Here is a 19,098-nt window from a genome sequence, read left to right as displayed (position 1 = left end):
TCTATAGCCTGTTTTTCGCGCGCTGTGTATGGGGCGCATGTACAATGCATGAAACTTGCCTGAGAAACCCGGCTATCTCAGGCAGCCGCTGAAAGCGCGTAATTGAACGCAACACGGTTGCGGCCGAGCCGTTTGGCCTCATAAAGACAACGATCAGCCTGACGCATGACCTCGTCAATTTTTGCATGACTGAACGTCAAGGGAGCACCGCCGATACTTACGCTCAGGCGTTGTGCATCGGGGTCGTCTAACTGCCATGGAATGCACAGGACCTGACGCCTGATCAATTCAGCGATCTGCATAGCCTCATCACTGTCAACCGAAACGAGCAATACGGCGAATTCCTCGCCACCGATGCGCCCGACAATATCTTTGCGCCGCGCCGCATATTGAAGAGCCTTGGCAATCTTCATCAACGCTTCGTCGCCCTTTGGATGCCCATGACGATCATTGATGCACTTGAAATTGTCCGCGTCGATGACCAGCAGCATATGCCCGTCGCTGCGGTCCTGCTGTTCTTCAACACGCCGCAGGAAACCCTCGCGATTGAGCAGTCCGGTCATCTGATCGTGGCTGGCGACAAATGCCAGACGCTCATGCGCCTTGCCAAGATCCTGATGAGACCGTTCCAGACGTTCATGCGTATGCTGAAGTTTCTCTGCCTGTACGAAAATATACATCGCGATCGGTGCGCCGACGACAGTGGGAATTGCGGCGCATTCGATCCAGGCGAGCCAGTCGATCGGCATCGAAAACGCCCAACGCAGCGAAAATGAAATTGTAAATGTCGCAATGATTGCCAAACCAACGACTGTCAATGTTCTGGCCGCAATGCGCCTTGTATGCTTGTTTATGTTCATAATGACTTATATTAGCGCCACCTGTGGTACGATCCGGTTATCGAAATATCTAGGATTTTAATCGCCACGCAAAAATTTGCGGTCGTCGAGAAGTAAAGCCTTGACCTTCCAGCGACTGGAAGCCCTATCTCATGTTCATCACAATGAAACCGGGGCTTTGCCATGGCGCATACCGATCATCATCACCAGAACCATAAGCATGCTGCCGATGGCACCTGCTGTTCGGCGTCAACGCCTGATACCGCTTATCGCGATCCTGTCTGCGGCATGACGGTCGATCCCGATGCCGGCAAGCCGACCTTCGATCACGAGGGGCAGACCTATCATTTCTGCAGCAATGGTTGCCACACGAAGTTCCAGGCTGACCCGGATAAATATCTTGGAGAGCGCCCGGAGCCCGAGCCGATGCCGGAAGGCACGCAGTACACCTGCCCGATGCATCCGGAGATTATCCGTGACGAACCCGGTGCGTGCCCGATCTGCGGCATGGCGCTGGAGTCTATGGGTGTGCCGACCGGCGATGAGGGGCCAAACCCTGAACTGGTCGACTTTACCCGGCGCTTCTGGGTAAGTGCGGCGCTGTCCGTTCCGCTGCTGGTCATCGCCATGGGGCCGATGCTGGGTCTGCCGTTTCGCGCCTGGATCGGCGAACCGCTGGCGGTATGGATCGAGCTTGTTTTGGCCACGCCTGTCGTTTTGTGGGCAGCGCTGCCGTTCTTTGAGCGTGGCTGGGCTTCCGTCGTCAACCGCAGCCCGAACATGTGGACGTTGATCTCGCTCGGTGTTGGCGCAGCCTATATTTACAGTGTCGTCGCGACGCTTTTTCCTGGCTTTTTCCCGATCAGTTCCGCAGCCATGACGGTACGGTGCCGGTCTATTTCGAGGCTTCCGCCGTCATTGTCGCACTGGTGTTCCTCGGCCAGGTGCTGGAACTGAGAGCGCGTGAGAAAACCGGCTCGGCTATCCGCGCTTTGCTTGATCTTGCCCCCAAGACAGCCCGGCTGATCGCCAGCGACGGCACGGAAACGGATGTGCCACTTGCCGATGTCACAACGGGAGATCGCCTTCGCGTGCGTCCGGGTGAATCCGTACCCGTCGACGGCATCGTCGAGGATGGCCGCTCGTCTATCGACGAGGCAATGATTACCGGTGAACCGATCCCTGTTGAAAAAATTGAAGGTGACAACCTCATCGGCGGCACGCTCAACCGCAACGGTTCACTTGTCATGCGCGCCGAAAAGGTCGGTGCCGAAACAACGCTGTCGCAAATCGTGGCGCTCGTGGCCAAGGCTCAGCGCAGCCGCGCACCCATTCAGGGAATGGCCGACCGCGTCGCGTTCTACTTCGTTCCCGCGGTCGTTCTGGTGGCTGTTCTTGCCTTCATCGGATGGGCGATGTTCGGGCCGGAACCCAGCCTGATCTTTGCTATTGTCTCTGCCGTATCCGTACTCATCATCGCCTGTCCCTGCGCATTGGGGTTGGCCACGCCGATGGCGATCATGACGGCCACCGGACGCGGTGCTCAAGCCGGTGTTCTGCTCAAGGATGCAGCAGCACTTGAGCGGCTGGCGGCAGTCGATACGCTGATTGTCGACAAGACTGGCACGCTCACCGAAGGCAAGCCGAAGCTGACCGATGTCGTGCCGGTCAGCGGCGTTTCCGAGAGCGATCTTTTGACATTCACAGCCAGTCTGGAGAAGGGCTCGGAGCATCCCCTGGCTGATGCCATTGTCGAGGGAGCCAGAGACCGTGGTGCGGATTTTGCCGAAGTGACTCATTTTGAGGCTATCACCGGCAAGGGTGTCCAAGGCACCGTGTCGGGCAAAGCGATTGCGCTTGGCAATGCGGCGATGCTCGCCGCGTTGGAAATCGATGCAACGGCGCTGGCATCGCAGGCTGAATCACTTCAGGCGCAGGGCAAAACGGCGATGTTCGTGACAATCGACAAGAAGCTTGCGGGTCTTGTAGCGGTTGCCGATCCCATCAAGGAAACGGCCGCAGATGCCATCCGCAACTTGCGCGAAAGCGGCCTCGCCATCGTCATGGCAACCGGAGACAATGAGCGAACGGCGAACGCCATTGCCGAAAAACTCGGCATCAAGCGCGTGCACGCCGGGCTTCTTCCCGAAGCAAAGGCGGCACTGATCGAGGAACTCAGGGGCGCGGCGCGGTCGTTGCAATGGCTGGCGACGGCGTCAATGATGCACCGGCTCTTGCCGCGTCGGATGTCGGCATCGCCATGGGCACCGGCTCCGATGTGGCATTGGAAAGCGCTGGCATCACACTGGTCAAGGGTGATCTCAACGGCATTGTCAGGGCTCGCCATCTGGCACGAGCGACACTCACGAATATCAAGCAGAACCTGTTCTTCGCCTTCTTCTACAATGTCGTGGGTGTTCCAATTGCCGCTGGTGTCCTCTATCCGGTGTTTGGCACGCTATTGTCGCCAATGCTGGCAGCCGCCGCGATGAGCCTTTCGTCGGTGTCGGTCATTGGTAACGCGCTCAGGCTGAGAACACTAAAGCTGTAGGCCGGGCTACCCGATCAGTCAGCCGGTCGTGACCGATTTATCTGTCATGGCCGGGCAAAGATGGTGTAGCCGCTGGATTTCTGTCCACGACTGTGGTGCGATAGCCATGAATCGCGCCACAGCTTGGAATCTGCCATGTCCTCTCCCATGCCAACAACGACGCTGCCTTGTGGCGAGCCCATTCCCATACTCGGTCAGGGAACCTGGCATATGGGTGAAAATGTACGCAACATCGCAGACGAGGTGACCGCGCTGAGGCTGGGGCTCGATCTCGGCATCAGCTTGATTGACACTGCGGAAATGTATGGAAGCGGCGGTGCCGAAGAGGTGGTTGGTGAGGCCATTCGCGACCGGCGCGACGAGGTCTTTCTGGTGTCGAAGGTTCTGCCTTCAAATGCGGGCCACGCTGCAACTCTTGCGGCGTGCGAGCGTAGCCTGCAGCGAATGGCCACCGACCGCATAGATCTTTACCTGTTGCATTGGCGTGGCGGCACGCCTCTTGGCGAAACCATTGACGCTTTCGAGACGCTGAAGGCAGATGGCAAAATCCGGCATTGGGGCGTCAGCAATTTCGATGCTGACGACATGGGTGAACTTGCCAGCCTGCCGCACGGCAACGAGGTTCAGACAAATCAGGTTCTCTACAATCTGACGCGGCGCGGCATTGAGTTCGATCTGGCCCAGCAATGCCGGTCAAGCGGCATTCCGATCATGGCCTATTCGCCGGTTGAACAGGGTGCGCTGGCACGCAATGGCAAGCTCGACACCATTGCTGCGCGCCACAACGCCACGGCCGCACAGATAGCGCTTGCATGGGTGCTGGCGCAGGCTGGCACCATTGCCATACCCAAAGCCGTCAAGCCCGACCATGTGCGCCAGAATGCGGCCGCGCTGGATATCAAGCTCACAGCGCAAGACATGGCCGAAATCGACCGCGCCTTTCCGCCGCCATCGCGCAGGCAATCGCTTGATATGATCTGAAAGACTCCTAATTGCGGCCGGTCAGTTCCTTCAACCTGTAGAGCGCATCCAGCGCTTCGCGTGGCGTCATTTCGTCAAGATTGAGCTCAGATAGAGCGTCGTTCAAAGCATCGCTTTTCACCGGCTTTGGAGCTTCCTGCTTTACGAGCATGGAAAACAGCGGCAGGTCGTCAACCAGCCGATCTGCCTTGCCCGATACTTCGCCGGCTTCCAATTGATGCAACACTTCCTTGGCGCGCGCAACGGCGGCTTCTGGCAATCCTGCAAGGCGCGCAACCTGCACGCCGTAAGAACGGTCAGCCGCGCCCTTGCCGACTTCATGCAGGAAAACGACATCGCCTTCCCATTCCTTGACCCGCATCGTTACGTTGTGCAGCCGCCCCAGCTTTTCACTAAGCGCCGTCATTTCATGGAAATGGGTCGCGAAGATCGCCCGGCAGCGGTTTTTTCGTGGAGGTATTCCACCGCAGCCCAGGCAATCGACAGGCCATCAAAGGTAGCCGTACCCCGGCCGATCTCGTCAAGGATCACCAAGGCCCGTTCGCCTGCCTGATTGAGGATTGCCGCTGTTTCCACCATCTCGACCATGAAGGTAGAGCGCCCGCGCGCCAGATCATCCGATGCACCGACACGGGAAAACAGCCGGTCGACGATGCCGATATGGGCGCGCTCAGCTGGAACGAACGACCCCATCTGGGCAAGAACGGCAAGCAGCGCATTCTGGCGCAGAAAGGTCGACTTGCCGCCCATATTCGGGCCGGTCAGCAACCAGATCGCCCCTGCCTTGCCACCGTTTTCCGGCGAAAGATCGCAATCATTGGCAACGAACGACCCTTCACCGGAACGACGCAACGCCTGCTCGACAACCGGATGGCGGCCACCCGTCACCTCGAAAGCAAGGCTGGAATCGACAATTGGCCTGCACCAGTTCTCGTTTTGAGACAGGACGGCAAGGGCTGCCGCTACATCGAGAGCCGAGAGCGCCTCAGCACCAGCGCGGATGAGCTCCGCTTGCGCGACCGCCTCTGCCACCAGCGCATCGAAAGCTGCCAGTTCGATGCTCAAGGCTCGGCCCGCAGCATTGGCAATCCTGGTTTCCAGCCCGGCCAGTTCCGTCGTGGTGAAGCGCATCGCATTGGCCATCGTCTGGCGATGGATGAAGCGAGCCTTGGCGGCATCCGTGCCATTCATCGCACCCTGATTGTTCGCACTTACCTCGATATAATAGCCAAGCACATTATTGTGTCTGATCTTGAGCGAACGGATGCCGGTCTCCTCGGCAAGGTCGCGCTCCATGCCGGCAATGACCTTGCGCGTTCCATCGCGCAGTGCCCGCATCTCATCAAGCTCGTCGTCATAGTCGGGGCGGACAAAACCGCCGTCTCGTTTCAAAAGCGGCAATTCGATATCGAGCGCACGCGATAAATGCTCAGTGAGCGCCTGCGGAAGATTGGCAATTGCCGCCAATGCCTCAGCCAATTCCGCCGGTACATCGGCATTTGCGAAAATTTCGGCAATCGCCGACGCAGCCTCGAAGCCGATGCGCAAGGCACCCAGATCGCGCGGGCCACCACGATTGAGCGCAAGGCGCGACAGAGCGCGCGGCATGTCCGCCACGCCTTTCAAGGCACTGCGCACCGTTTCGCACAAATCAGGCTCTGCACGGAAAAACGATAGAGAATCCAGCCGCGCGGCAATGGCGGCCGGATCGGTCAGCGGGGCCATCAGCCGATCGGCAAGCAAACGTGCGCCGCCACCCGTCACGGTGCGGTCAATTGCCTTGAACAGCGACCCGTCGCGATTGCCGGACAATGTGCGCAATAATTCCAGATTGGCACGCGTCGCCGGATCGATGAACAGCGTCGAACCGGCTTCCTCGCGCTCCGGCCGCGACAATGGCGGACGCTCGCTCTTCTGGGTCTTTTCGACATAGGCGATCACACCGGAAATCGCCGAAAGTTCGGCGCGGCTGAATGTTCCAAAGGAATCGGGCGTCGCCACCTCGAAAAAGCGGGCAATCCGACCCGGCGCCGAAGCCGAATCGAAGAGGCTTGGCGGCTGAGGACTGGTGACGCGGCCAAGCACATCGAACACAGCCCGCAATTCAGGGTCGTGAAAGACCGGCTCGGCAAGGATGACTTCGCGCGGATCAACCCGCACGATGTCGGCCAACAGCCGTTCCGCACTCGATTCACTCACCCGGAATGCACCGGTGGAAATGTCGATCCAGGCCAGCGCATAGGCATTGTCCGTCGATCCTTTCACCCGCCCCAATGCCATCAGGAAGCTGGACTCTGCCGGGGCCAGAAGCTTGTCCTCGGTAATGGTGCCGGGCGTCACGAGGCGAACGACGTCGCGGCGCACGACCGATTTCGAACCGCGTTTCTTGGCTTCAGCCGGGTCCTCGATCTGCTCGCAAACGGCAACGCGAAAGCCCTGCCCGATCAGTTTTTGCAAATAATCGTCGGCTGCATGGACCGGCACTCCGCACATGGGAATGTCATTGCCTTGATGCTTGCCGCGCTTGGTCAATACGATTCCCAGCGCGCGTGACGCCTTTTCGGCATCATCGAAGAACAATTCGTAAAAATCGCCCATGCGATAAAACAGCAGCGAATCAGGGTTTGCCGCCTTGATCTCGATGAACTGTTCCATCATCGGCGTTACACCGCCAGTCGCAACCGGCTTCGGTTCCCGGCCACCCGTATGCGCAGTGCTGTCGGCCTCCGTGGCGGCTGCACCGTTTTTGACGTCAATGGAAGTCTCGTCGTTCAAGAAACTGTTTCCACTATTTCCAAACCCAACTGCTTGGCGCTTTACGGCACTAAAGTGTAGCCTTAATCCAAAGCACTCCACAAAAGAAAGAATGCACATGCCAAACAGGCGTGTCACAGGTGAGGAAAGTAGCGTCAGGATGGCAAAAAAAGACAAACAAGACGAACGCGGCCCTTCGGTCAGCCCACAAGAGGCTTTGGAATTCCACGCCATGGGCCGACCCGGCAAGCTGGAGATCGTTGCCACCAAGCCGATGGCGACCCAGCGCGACCTCAGCCTTGCCTATTCTCCAGGCGTTGCCGTTCCGGTGGAAGCCATTGCCGCCGATCCGTCACGCGCCTTCGACTATACGACGCGCGGCAATATGGTGGCTGTTATCTCCAACGGCACCGCCATTCTCGGCATGGGCAATCTTGGCGCGCTTGCCTCAAAACCGGTGATGGAAGGCAAGGCGGTGCTGTTCAAGCGATTTGCCGATGTCGATTCCATCGATCTTGAGGTCGACACCGAAGACGCCGATGCCTTCATCAATTGCGTGCGCTATCTCGGTCCCTCCTTCGGCGGCATCAATCTCGAAGATATCAAGGCACCTGAGTGCTTCATCATCGAGCAGCGCTTGCGCGAACTGATGGATATTCCCGTCTTTCATGACGACCAGCATGGCACTGCGATCATTTCGGCTGCCGGTCTCATCAACGCTCTGGAAATAACCGGGCGGGACATGAAGTCCGCCCGGCTGATCTGCAATGGCGCGGGCTCGGCAGGCATTGCCTGCATCGAACTGCTCAAGGCGATGGGCTTCACGCCTTCCAACATCATCCTGTGCGACACCAAGGGCGTCGTCTATCAGGGCCGTGAAGAGGGCATGAACCAGTGGAAATCGGCTCATGCGGTAAAGACCGAAGCGCGCTCGCTGGCTGATGCCATGGAGGGTGCCGACATATTCCTCGGTCTGTCGGCCAAGGGTGCGCTGACGCCCGCCATGGTGCAGTCGATGGCCAAGAACCCGATCATCTTCGCCATGGCCAATCCCGATCCGGAAATCACACCTGAGGAAGTCGCCGAAATCCGCACCGATGCCATCATGGCGACGGGTCGTTCGGACTATCCCAATCAGGTCAACAACGTGCTTGGTTTCCCTTACATCTTCCGTGGCGCGCTCGATGTGCGCGCTACCACCATCAATGACGCCATGAAGATTGCCGCCGCCCATGCGCTGGCCGAACTTGCGCGCAAGGACGTGCCTGACGACGTCGCCGCCGCCTACCGGGGTAACCGCCCGAAATTCGGGCCAAGTTACATCATCCCGGTGCCGTTCGATCCACGCCTGATATCGGCGATCCCCGTCGCTGTAGCCAAGGCCGCCATGGAAAGCGGCGTTGCGCGCCGACCCATCATCGACCTTGAAAAATATGTCAACGAACTGTCGGCGCGGCGCGATCCAATCGCTTCCACCTTGCAGCGCATCTATGACCGCGTACGACGCCAGCCCAAGCGCATCGTCTTTGCCGAAGGCGAGGAAGAACAGGTCATGCGCGCCGCCGTGTCCTATGTGAACCAGAACCTCGGCACCGCAATCCTGCTGGGGCGCGACGATATCATCAAGGAAAACGCCCGCAATGCGGCCGTTGACCTGAACAAGCCGGGCATCGAGATCATCAATGCGCGCCTGTCGCGCCGCAATGCAATCTATGCCGACTATCTGTATGAGCGCATGCAGCGCAAAGGCTTCCTGTTTCGCGACTGTCAGCGCCTCATCAACAATGATCGCAATCATTTTGCCGCCTGCATGGTGGCATTGGGCGATGCTGACGGCATCGTCACCGGCGTTACCCGCAACTATTCGACGGCGCTGGAAGACATTCGCCGCGTTATTGACGCGCGCCCCGGCCACACCGTCATCGGAGCTTCGATTGTGCTGGCACGGGGCCGCACCGTGGTCGTTGCCGATACCGCGGTTCACGACATGCCCAATGCGGTGGAAATTGCCGACATCGCCGAGGAAGCCGCGAATTTCGCACGGCGCATGGGCTATGAACCGCGGGTTGCCATGCTGGCCTACTCGACCTTTGGTCATCCGCAGGGCGAACGCTCCGAGCGCATTCAGGAGGCCGTCAAGATTCTCGACAAACGCCGCGTCGATTTCGAGTATGATGGTGAAATGGCTGCCGATGTCGCGCTGAACCCGCGCGCCATGCAGCAATATCCTTTCATACGCCTGACCGGCCCGGCCAATGTGCTGGTCATGCCGGCGTTCCATTCTGCGTCGATCTCAACCAAGATGTTGCAGGAACTGGGCGGCTCCACCGTCATCGGCCCGCTGCTCGTCGGTCTCAACAAGCCGGTGCAGATCGTTTCGCTCAACGCCAAGGATAGCGACATCGTCAACATGGCGGCCATCGCCGCCTATAATGCAGGAGCATGAAGGGGCGAAAGGCACTTGCGAACGATGCCAAGGTAGTGACGAAGATCGGCATCCTCATATTCCGATATGTCGAGCGTGAGCGCGAGCCTCACACGGCGCAATAGCGTTCCTGGATTGCTTTATCAGCCAACAGTGCGGCGGAACTGCTCTCGTGAACGACTTCACCCTGATCGATAATGACCGCACGGTCGGCAAGGCGCAGCGCCCACTCGACATTTTGTTCCACCAGAAGCAGTGTCACGCCCTGATCGCGTAGCTGGCGAAACAACATCCCCATTTCCTCCACGAGGACCGGCATGATGCCTTCCGAAGGTTCATCGAGCAGGATCATCTTCGGTTTCGCGATCATCGCACGCGCAATCGCTAGCATTTGTTGTTCGCCACCCGACATCGTAACGCCTTCCTGATCCAGCCTTTCCTTCAGGCGCGGAAAGCTTTCGGCAATTTCGTCGATCGCGTCACGTTCATCAATTTTCGTTCGGCAGGCAACCAGGCCCAATTGCAGGTTCTCGCGAACGGTCAAGCCCGGTACGACACGTCGATCTTCGGGAACATACGCCAAACCAAGCTTGAAACGATCATGTGCCTGCATCGCAACGAGGTCGGCATCGGAAAATTTGATCGTTCCGGTGGTTCGCGGCATCAACCCCATAATGGAGCGGATCGTTGTGGTCTTGCCTGCGCCGTTTCGCCCCACAAGCGCGACTACCTCGCCCCGTTCCACAGCAATCGACACGCCATGCAGAATATGGCTCGCACCATACCACGCGTGCAAATCCTTGACTTCAAGCATAGCCATCGTTTTGCCCCAGATATACACGCCGCACTTCCGGGTCGGTCTGGATAGCGTGCGGTGAGCCATCAGCGATCAACCGCCCGTGATGCAACACGAGAATACGGTCACTGAGGCCCAGGATCATTTTCATTTTGTGTTCAACCAGAAGGATTGTGCGCTGTTGTGCCAGTTTCTCAAGCAGCGCCACCATCTCCCTGGTTTCTTCCGGCCCCATGCCCGCCGTCGGTTCGTCAAGCAACAAGACTACGGGATCGGAGATCAATGCGATGGCAATCTCAAGCGCGCGTTGCTGGCCATGTGCGAGAAACTTGGCTGTCTCGCTGCGCTTGTCCGTCAACCCGACCGCCTGCAACGTCGCATCCGCCCTTTCACTCAATTCCTGCAATCCGTTACGATTGGTCCAGATATTGTATCGCGACCGGCTTGCCTGCGCTGCGACACGAACGTTTTCGTGAACACTCAACTCAGGGAAGATATTAGTGATCTGATACGACCGCGCGATTCCCAGATGCACAAACTGATGCTGACGTGTTCCGGTCAGATCCACACCCTTGAACCGGATCGATCCGTTCGACGGTGCCAGCACACCTGACAAGACGTTGAAGAAGGTGCTCTTGCCCGCTCCGTTGGGCCCGATGATCGAAGTAACTTTGCCCGGCTCGAACTGTGCAGTGACGCCATCCAGCGCAACAAAACCACCAAACTTGCGCCCGATGTTTTCGACAGCGAGAAGCGGCGCACTCATTTGACCACCTTTGCAAGAAAGGTGCCCCAAATACCCTTCGGCAGGAACAGCACGAACAGAATAAATATCGAGCCTACAATAATCTGCCAATGCGACGTCCATATCGAGAACACGTCTTCCATCAAGAGAAAGACCAGAGCACCCACAAACGGACCAAAGAAGCTGCTGGCGCCGCCAAGCAGGGTCATCATCACGATCATGCCGGACGTATGGTAGTGCAAAATGTCGAGCGGGACGAAGGCCAGATGCAATCCAGACATTGCTCCGGCAAGCGCACAGATCAGTCCAGACAACACAAATGACAGCAATTTGGTTCGTTCAACATCGTAACCGCATGCCCGCGCCCGCGTTTCGTTTTCCCGGATCGCCTCGATCGCTGCGCCAAAAGGCGAATTGAGGATACGTGAGACAAACCACAGCGCCAGCCCCGCAAATACCATCAAGATATAGTATTTGTTGACAGGATCGAGAAAATTGATGTTCCACCCAAACACATTGATCTCGGCAACGGTAAACCCTCGCAAACCGTTTTCGCCCCCTGTCCACGATGATGCTTGCAACGCCGTGTGATAGACCAATTGCGCCAGAGCCAGCGTAACCATCGAGAAATAGATACCGCGCGTGCGGATTGAAAGCGCGCCAATCGCGAAGGCAAGGCATCCCCCGCCGGCGACACCCAGCGCAACAGCGCCATACCAAGGCACTCCGAATTGACCGATCGCAATACCGGTGACATAGGCACCCGCTCCGAAAAACGCGGCATGGCCGAACGACAGCAATCCGGTGTAACCGAACAGAAGATTGTAGCCCATGGCGAGAACCCCATAGACCAGCACGTTGACGGCAAGCGCCTTCGACGGCAGCACCCATGGTAACAGGCAAAGCACTGCGATCGACAACAGGACGCGCCATGGCGCGAGTGTAACAACCAAGGCCGATATCTTTTGCGACATCGAAGGTTGCGACGCTTCTATGGGCACGGATTTTACGGTCACACCTGGCTCCGGGTTAATTCATTTTGCCGAACAGACCGCGCGGCCGAACAAGGAGAATGAGCGCCATCAACCCAAACATTACGATGGTTCCCAGTTCCGGTGCGAAAAGCGCCGTCATGCTGATCGCGATACCGACCAGCAAACCGGCAACAACCGAACCAAGCAGAGAACCCAACCCCCGATCACCGTCACCACGAATGCTTCAATGAGAACAAGCGAGCCCATCTCCGGATTGACGGTGCGCATCGGCCCGGCAAGAACACCGCCAAGCGCTGCCAATCCTACGCCGACACCAAACACCAGCAACCACACCTTGCTGATATTGACACCAAGCACGCGCATGATGGTTGGATCGCGCGCGCCAGCCCGCACTATGAGACCGAATTTCGTCTTCTCCAGAGCAAGCCACAACATGAGCAGCACAACGGCCACCACCACGATCACGAAGAGTCGGTAAATCGGGAAATAACCGAACCCGAGATCAGCAACACCCCTGAGCAGAGATGGCGTTGGAAAGGGAATGCCATCATTGCCAAACACGATGCGAACCGCTTCCACGAGCACGTAACTCAAGCCGAAGGTCAGCAGCAGCGGATCATCCACCGAACGCCCGTATAATGGACGCACAAGCAGCCATTCGATGACCATGCCAAACAACCCTATCATGATCGGAGCAATCAAAAGCCCCCACCAGAAGCTGCCGGTCAATGAAGCGACCCAAAGCCCCGCATAAGCGCCAATCATGAACAGCGCGCCATGCGCAAAATTCACCACGCCCAGCATGCCGAATATGATCGACAGACCAAGCGCGGTGATGACAAGAATAGCTCCCAGGGCAACGCCCGAGAAGAGCTGGATCAGAAGGAGTTCAGTGTCCATCGCGAGATCAAAGACCCATCTTACGCAGGAAAGCCAAGTTCCTCGCAACTGCGCAGCACATCTTCAGATGGCGCTTCATTCTCGACAATCTTGAAGAAGTCGTTGGCGCCCGCCATGTCCGCCTTCTTCTTGGATTCAAGAACCAGCACCGACTGAACCGATTGATGATCGCATTTGCGATAATGCTGGGCACCTTTGGCGACATCATATTTGAGGTCCTCAAGTGCTGCTGCCACCTTCTCGGACTCGGTACCGCCAGCCGCCTGCATCGCCAGCAACAATGACGAAACGCCGGTAAAGCCATATGCGCCATAGTCGGTTGGAATGGCACCGTCATACTCTGCCCGGTAGGCGTCATTGAATGACTTGGCGGTTGGCAATTGCTGTTCAAGCTCCCAATAATAATTGGCGCCGCCGACAACACCTTCAAACACCTCGGGGCCAACGGCCAGCCTTTGGTTGTAAAGCAGCACGGGCACCACGATTTTCATCTGCTCTTTCATGCCGAAATCGACAGCCTGCTTGATCGAATTAGCCTGATCCCGGCCAAAATTCGAGATGCAGAGAATGTCAGGCTTCATCGAACGGATTCGCGGCATCAAAGTCGAATAGTCGGCTGCCGCAATCGGATGCAGCAGTTCCCCGACTGTTTCTGCACCGATAGCCTCTTGCGCCCGCTTGAAGCCTCGCAGCATCTCGTGGCCATAGGCATAGTCCGCCACGAGATGGGCGATCTTCGATCCCTTCTTGAAGGCGTGCCTGGCCACCGCAGCCGTCGTCATGTGCGGGTTTAATGCCTCGTGAAATGTAACGTCGCTGAAATCCTTCACCTCATTGATCGTGTCGGATTGGCTGATGGAAACGTAAACGATGCCACGGGCGCGAGTTACCTCGTTGACGGCAAGTTGAACCGCGCTCGACAACGCACCAACGACCGCATGAACTTTTTCCTTTTCGATCAGTTCCAGCGTTCGTGTCGCCGCTTCACCACCGTTGAGCTTGCCGTCACGAACCAGGAGCTCGATCTTCCGGCCAGCGATACCGCCCTTGTCATTCACCAGCTTGATGGCGAGTTCCGCACTTTTCACCTGATCATTGGCCTCAGCAGCATAGGGCCCCGTCAATGGCGTCGGAAATCCAATGCGGATCGTGTCGTCAGCCGCACGCGCGACCCACGGCATGGCAAGAAGGCTCGCTCCTGCTCCCAACCCCGCCAGTGCGGTACGGCGCGAAATTTTATGCTGTGTAAGGTTCCGGATCTTGTCGCTCATGGTTTTCTCCTCCTTGATGGCTTTATTATTAGATGCGCCCGAGCGCCTTAAGCAGCCGCGCCGGTGTCATTGGAAGCTGGGCAATAGAAGCACCTAAAGGTGCCATCGCATCGTTGACTGCGTTGAGTGCTGCCGCTGGCGAAGCCGCAGTACCAGCCTCACCACATCCCTTCGCACCAAGCTCAGTGTCCAGTGTCGGTGTCTCAACATGCGCTATTTCGATGTCGGGTATCTCCACAGCCATTGGCACCAGATAATCTGCCAGCGATCCGTTGGTGAGTTGCCCGGCTGAATCATAGAGGCATTCCTCAAAGAATGCCGCGCCAAGCCCCTGCACCACGCCACCACGCATTTGCTCATCGACCAGCAGTGGATTGATGACGCGACCGCAATCCTCCACCACCCAATGTTTCAGGATTTTCACGAACCCGGTTTCAACATCGACTTCCACATGCGAGGCCTGAATGCCGTTGGTGAAGGCGAAAGGGTAACCTTGTGGGGCATAATGATGCGCCACCGTCAATTGCGCCTGCACGCCTGGCGGTAGTGTATCCGACCGGAAATAGGCAATTCGCGCGATTTCCGAAAGCTCGACACGCTGCCGTCCTGAATCGGCATCGACGATCCAGCCGGCGCGAACGTCAAGTTTATCCGGCTGCTCCTGCAGGATTGTCCCCGCCAGCGAGATGACATTTTCCTTCAGCTTGCGCGCCGCCCGTAGCGCGGTTTCTCCGCCGATGCCTGCGCCCCGGCAGGCCCACACCGCACCACCATGTGGCGTGGTTTCGGTGTCACCCGTAATCACCTTGATCCGCTCCCGGTCTACGCCGAGATATTCACCAACGATTTGCCCGATAATGGTCTCGGTACCCTGCCCCAACTCAGTGACCGAGATGGAGCAACGCACATCGCCTGACGGTGTGATGGTGATAACCGCACCATCCTGGGAAGATATTCGTGCACCACCTACGCCATAAAAAGCCGGCCCCGGATTGGAAATCTCCACAAACGATGCCAAGCCGATGCCGCGATAGACATTTTGCTTGCGCAATTCGGCCTGTTCGCTCCGCAAGCGATCATAGTCCATCATTTCGATAAGCCGCGTCAGGCAAGCATGATGTGACAAAGATTCGAATTTGAAACCGGCAGGTGACGCGCATGGATACGCATCATCGGCAATGAGGTTGCGAGTGCGAATTACAACCGGATCCAACCCGATTTTGACCGCCGCCTTGTCAACCATTCGTTCGGTGACGGCAAAGGCGATCGGATGACCGACCGCCCGGTATTGGCTCATCTGCACCTTGTTTTGGAACACCACCTGCAAATCGGCGCGGTAATTCTGGAAGCGGTAAGGCGTCCCGATCAACCGATAGACCTGGTTGCCCTCGACAACGCTGGTACGCGGATATGCAGAAAATGGACCAACGGCAGTCACGTCATCGACATCCATGGCCAGGATCGTGCCCTCACCATCGAGTGCCATGCGTGCACGCACACGATGGTCGCGAGCGTGGATATCGGAAACAAAGGACTCTATCCGGTCGGCAACGTACTTCACTGGCCGCCCCAGGATCATGCTGAGCCCAACGACCGCCATGTCTTCATGATAGACATGCAGTTTCATGCCGAATGAGCCACCGATATCGGGTGCAATAACGCGCACATTTGCTTCCGCAATACCAAAGTGGCGGGAATAAATGTCCTGAAATTGATATGGCGTCTGGGTCGCGTGGTGCGCGGTCAAACGCATCTCGTTCGGATTATAATCGGCAACAATGGCGCGAGGCTCCATTGTCACCGCCGTATGGCGGGCGAAATGAAATTCCTCGTCCACGACATGTGCCGCGTTTGCAAAAATATCGTCGATACCGCCGGTATCGATAGTTCCGTGGAAACAGATATTGTCGCCAAGTTCCGGCGAGATTACAGGAGCACCCGGCGCGCACGCTTCATCTACATCGACAACAACCGGAAGTTCCTCGAATTCCACGATAACCGCTTCCGCCGCATCCTCGGCAAGCGCGCGCGTATCGGCAACGACAGCGACGACCGCCTGGCCCGACCACACCACCTTATCGAGCGGCAGCGGCAATTGCGGCGTCGACTTCATTCCCTTGAAATGATCGAGATTGCCGGTCCACGGCTTGCACACACGAGCAAGATCTTCACCTCTCGCAACCAGACGAACGCCTGGCATCTTTTGTGCAATTTCAGTGTCTATGGAAGCAATACGAGCATGCGCATAAGGGCTGCGCACGAAGGCCACATGCACCATCCTCGGGAGCACGATGTCAGAAACATAGTGGCCACGTCCAGCGAGCAGCCTCTTTGCATTCGGGCGCGATACTGAGCGCCCGACATAGGAATTGGGCCGATCAAGATGTGTGAGTGCGTCGTTCATGCCCCCATCTCCTCAACCTCTTGGCTTGCTGATTGGGAAGAGGCTCTGTTCCGCGCCACCGTCTCAATGGCATCGACAATCGATTCATAGCCGGTGCACCGGCAATAATTCCCAGACAGCGCATCGCGAATATCATCGCGGGAAGGAATTCCCGGTTGTGCCAACAGCGCAAACGCGGTCATCAACATGCCGGGGGTACAAAAGCCACATTGCAGCGCATTACGCTGATGGAACGCTTCTTGAATATCGACCAGTGCGGCACGTTCGCAAAGGCCTTCAATTGTCTCGATGGAACAACCATCGGCCTGCACCGCAAATGTCAGGCATGCATGGACGACCCGACCATCCAGGAGAACCAGACAAGCGCCACAAACGCCCATCTCGCACCCTACATGCGTTCCGGTAAGTTCTAGTGAAACGCGCAGGAAATCCACCAATGTCTCGCGCGGGGAAACGCTTCGCGAAACCAACTCGCCGTTGACTGTAACGTTGATATTGACTGTCTGATTCACGCTGCCTCCGATAACTGACCAAGCAAACGGCCTACCAGAACGCGCGCAAGGTGAACCCGCATCGCCGCAGACACATGTTCGTCGTCAGGTGGAGCAAGGTCGGCTTCAAGCGCCGCTTGTGCGGCAACTACGGCATCGGATGTCAACCTACGCCCGGACAAGACTTGCTCCGCTCTTTTGGCACGTATTGGCGTACTGCCAACGGCAAAGAGTACGAGGCGAATTTGCTCAACGACATCGCCGTTGAAATCCGCAAGAATGCCGGAACCGACAATGGCGTAATCTCCACGACGGCGCGCCAACTCGGAGAACGCCCAGCGCTGGCTGCTGCGAACAAGCGGAATATGGATTGCCACCAAAAGTTCGCCGGGCTCCACCGCTGTCTGGAACAGATCGAGGAAAAATTCATCCGCCGGCACGCGGCGTGTACCGTCGCCATTGGCAATTTCGAGTTCAGCGCCCATAGCCAGCGCCATGGCTGGAAACTCGGAAGCCGGATCGGCGAGCGCGATACTGCCGCCCAGCGTCCCCTTGTTGCGAATTGCCGGATGAGCCACATAGGGCGCAGCTTCATGAAACAATGGCGCATATTTGGCGATCAATGGATCGCTCAGCGCCTCGCAGTGACGGGTCAGCGCCCCTATGCGCAGCCAATCGCCCTGCACTTCGATGCCACGCAGTTCTGGAATATGGGCAATATCAATAAGGATTTGCGGAGCTTGCAGTCGCATCGCCAGCGCAGGCACAAGGCTTTGGCCGCCTGCGATATAACTCGCATCATCGTCGGATGCCGCAAACATCTCCAGCGCCTCCACAATGGATGTGGGGCGCGCGTAGCTGAACGCTCGCGCCTTCAACAGCTTACCTCCCGGATCACTCAAATCCAGATTTGTGACCATCTGGTTTCAAATTTAGAGCATGCAAGAAATTCGTTGTCAATTAAAAACGACCATTTGGTCACTTTACCGGATTAAGCTATGACTGCGCACACGGATTCGATGCCATGAGGAACTGGATTTGACCAAGAAGGCCACAAAAACCACTGTGAAGCCGCGCCGCCGCAATATGCGCGCAGCCGAGCGCGAGCAATTCATTCTCGACGAAGCCATCCAGTTTTTTGCCGAACAGGGATTTGGCGGGCAGACGCGTGAACTGGCCAAGCGAATGGGGATCACTCATTCCGCCATCTATCGGCACTTCCCCAGCAAGGAAGCCCTGATCGAACGTGTCTATGAAGAGATATTTCTCAGCCGCTGGTCGCCATCATGGGGCACGTTGATCCGCGACCGAACCCTTCCCTTCGAAACGCGCTTGTCCCGATTTTATCTCGAATATGTCGAACGTGTATTCGATTATAATTGGGTCAGGATATTTGTCTTCTCGGGCATGAAATCGTTCAACATCACTGGCCGCTATCTGGAAATCGTCCGCAGCGAAATCATCGAACCTGCTTGCGATGAACTGCGTCACGATCTCCATCTGCCATCCAAAGAGAGCGCACCGATCTCCGACCGCGAAGTGGAAATGTTTTGGGGACTGCACGGGCGGATTTTTTACATGGCAATTCGCCGTTACGTCTACGGTACGCCCACGCCTGAATTTCTGGACGATATTGTGCGCGATGCCATCCGCGCCTTCCTCATTGGATCAAAGACCTTGATACCGGAACTGGTCAACGATGGGTCGCATTGATCCGACGCTGCCAAGCTAATGCATGTCGCCCAAAAGTGTGCAGCGGTTTTGGGCGACATGCACAAAAACAAAGGCTTAAATCACCCTGCATGAATCCCTTTAGACGCGATGTGCTTTAGCGGCATCGAATCGAATGCAGAAATGGCAACGCATTGGGCCGGATTACCAAAGCTGCATCAATCCAGATGACCTGAGTTCCACGAATCCACCGAGACCCGTGCAGCAACCCAGGC

11 protein-coding genes and 3 pseudogenes are annotated in these 19,098 nt (G+C 57.2%); 4 read left to right on the top strand and 10 right to left on the bottom strand.

Going from position 1 to position 19,098, the window contains the following annotated elements; genetic code table 11:
- Positions 1–77 precede the first annotated feature (77 nt).
- The gene (locus AC0L7S_RS10240; RefSeq protein ID WP_473470753.1) at positions 78–860 is read right to left on the bottom strand and encodes a GGDEF domain-containing protein; all 783 of its coding nucleotides are present in this window, start codon (positions 858–860) and stop codon (positions 78–80) included.
- Positions 861–1,022: 162 nt separating this feature from the next.
- Here AC0L7S_RS10240 and AC0L7S_RS10235 point away from each other — a divergent pair.
- Both AC0L7S_RS10235 and AC0L7S_RS10230 read left to right on the top strand, forming a co-directional pair.
- Positions 1,023–3,390 (top strand): annotated as a pseudogene (locus AC0L7S_RS10235) (heavy metal translocating P-type ATPase).
- A gap of 135 nt (positions 3,391–3,525) precedes the next feature.
- Positions 3,526–4,371: an aldo/keto reductase gene (locus tag AC0L7S_RS10230; protein WP_473470752.1), complete on the top strand. Its 846-nt coding sequence runs from the start codon at positions 3,526–3,528 to the stop codon at positions 4,369–4,371.
- A 7-nt stretch (positions 4,372–4,378) separates the two neighbouring features.
- Here AC0L7S_RS10230 and mutS read toward each other — a convergent pair.
- A pseudogene (gene mutS, locus AC0L7S_RS10225) lies at positions 4,379–7,029 on the bottom strand (DNA mismatch repair protein MutS).
- Between the two features lie 256 nt (positions 7,030–7,285).
- On the opposite strand from mutS, the gene AC0L7S_RS10220 reads away from it, so the two are divergent.
- Positions 7,286–9,571, top strand: a complete 2,286-nt coding sequence (locus AC0L7S_RS10220) for an NADP-dependent malic enzyme (RefSeq protein WP_473470751.1) — start codon at positions 7,286–7,288, stop codon at positions 9,569–9,571.
- An 88-nt stretch (positions 9,572–9,659) separates the two neighbouring features.
- On the opposite strand, the gene AC0L7S_RS10215 is transcribed toward AC0L7S_RS10220, so the two are convergent.
- From AC0L7S_RS10215 to AC0L7S_RS10180, 8 genes and pseudogenes are all read right to left on the bottom strand, one after another.
- A complete protein-coding gene (locus AC0L7S_RS10215) occupies positions 9,660–10,364 on the bottom strand; it encodes an ABC transporter ATP-binding protein (protein WP_473474258.1) in 705 nt (234 codons plus the stop codon).
- Positions 10,357–11,112, bottom strand: a complete 756-nt coding sequence (locus AC0L7S_RS10210) for an ABC transporter ATP-binding protein (RefSeq protein WP_473470750.1) — start codon at positions 11,110–11,112, stop codon at positions 10,357–10,359. The genes AC0L7S_RS10215 and AC0L7S_RS10210 overlap by 8 nt, the downstream gene beginning before the upstream one ends.
- Positions 11,109–12,065, bottom strand: a complete 957-nt coding sequence (locus tag AC0L7S_RS10205; protein WP_473474257.1) for a branched-chain amino acid ABC transporter permease — start codon at positions 12,063–12,065, stop codon at positions 11,109–11,111. Before AC0L7S_RS10205 ends, AC0L7S_RS10210 begins: the two co-directional genes overlap by 4 nt.
- Before the next feature lie 55 nt (positions 12,066–12,120).
- Positions 12,121–12,986, bottom strand: a pseudogene (locus AC0L7S_RS10200) (branched-chain amino acid ABC transporter permease).
- A gap of 20 nt (positions 12,987–13,006) precedes the next feature.
- Entirely contained in the window at positions 13,007–14,257 is a 1,251-nt protein-coding gene (locus AC0L7S_RS10195) for an ABC transporter substrate-binding protein (RefSeq protein WP_473470749.1), read from the bottom strand.
- Positions 14,258–14,285: 28 nt separating this feature from the next.
- Positions 14,286–16,661, bottom strand: coding sequence for a xanthine dehydrogenase family protein molybdopterin-binding subunit (locus AC0L7S_RS10190; protein ID WP_473470748.1), 2,376 nt, complete (start codon positions 16,659–16,661; stop codon positions 14,286–14,288).
- Positions 16,658–17,173 (bottom strand): (2Fe-2S)-binding protein, encoded by a 516-nt coding sequence (locus AC0L7S_RS10185; RefSeq protein WP_473470747.1) that lies wholly within the window; start codon positions 17,171–17,173, stop codon positions 16,658–16,660. The genes AC0L7S_RS10190 and AC0L7S_RS10185 overlap by 4 nt, the downstream gene beginning before the upstream one ends.
- Positions 17,170–18,030: an FAD binding domain-containing protein gene (locus tag AC0L7S_RS10180; RefSeq protein WP_473474256.1), complete on the bottom strand. Its 861-nt coding sequence runs from the start codon at positions 18,028–18,030 to the stop codon at positions 17,170–17,172. The genes AC0L7S_RS10185 and AC0L7S_RS10180 overlap by 4 nt, the downstream gene beginning before the upstream one ends.
- A gap of 208 nt (positions 18,031–18,238) precedes the next feature.
- Between AC0L7S_RS10180 and AC0L7S_RS10175 the strand changes: the two genes are divergently transcribed.
- Positions 18,239–18,865, top strand: coding sequence for a TetR/AcrR family transcriptional regulator (locus tag AC0L7S_RS10175; protein WP_473474255.1), 627 nt, complete (start codon positions 18,239–18,241; stop codon positions 18,863–18,865).
- The last annotated feature ends 233 nt before the right edge of the window (positions 18,866–19,098 follow it).

This window comes from Mesorhizobium sp. G2-6-1, assembly GCF_055809095.1.
Note: the sequence above shows the minus strand (reverse complement) of the source record. Positions and strands in the feature narration are given on the sequence as shown.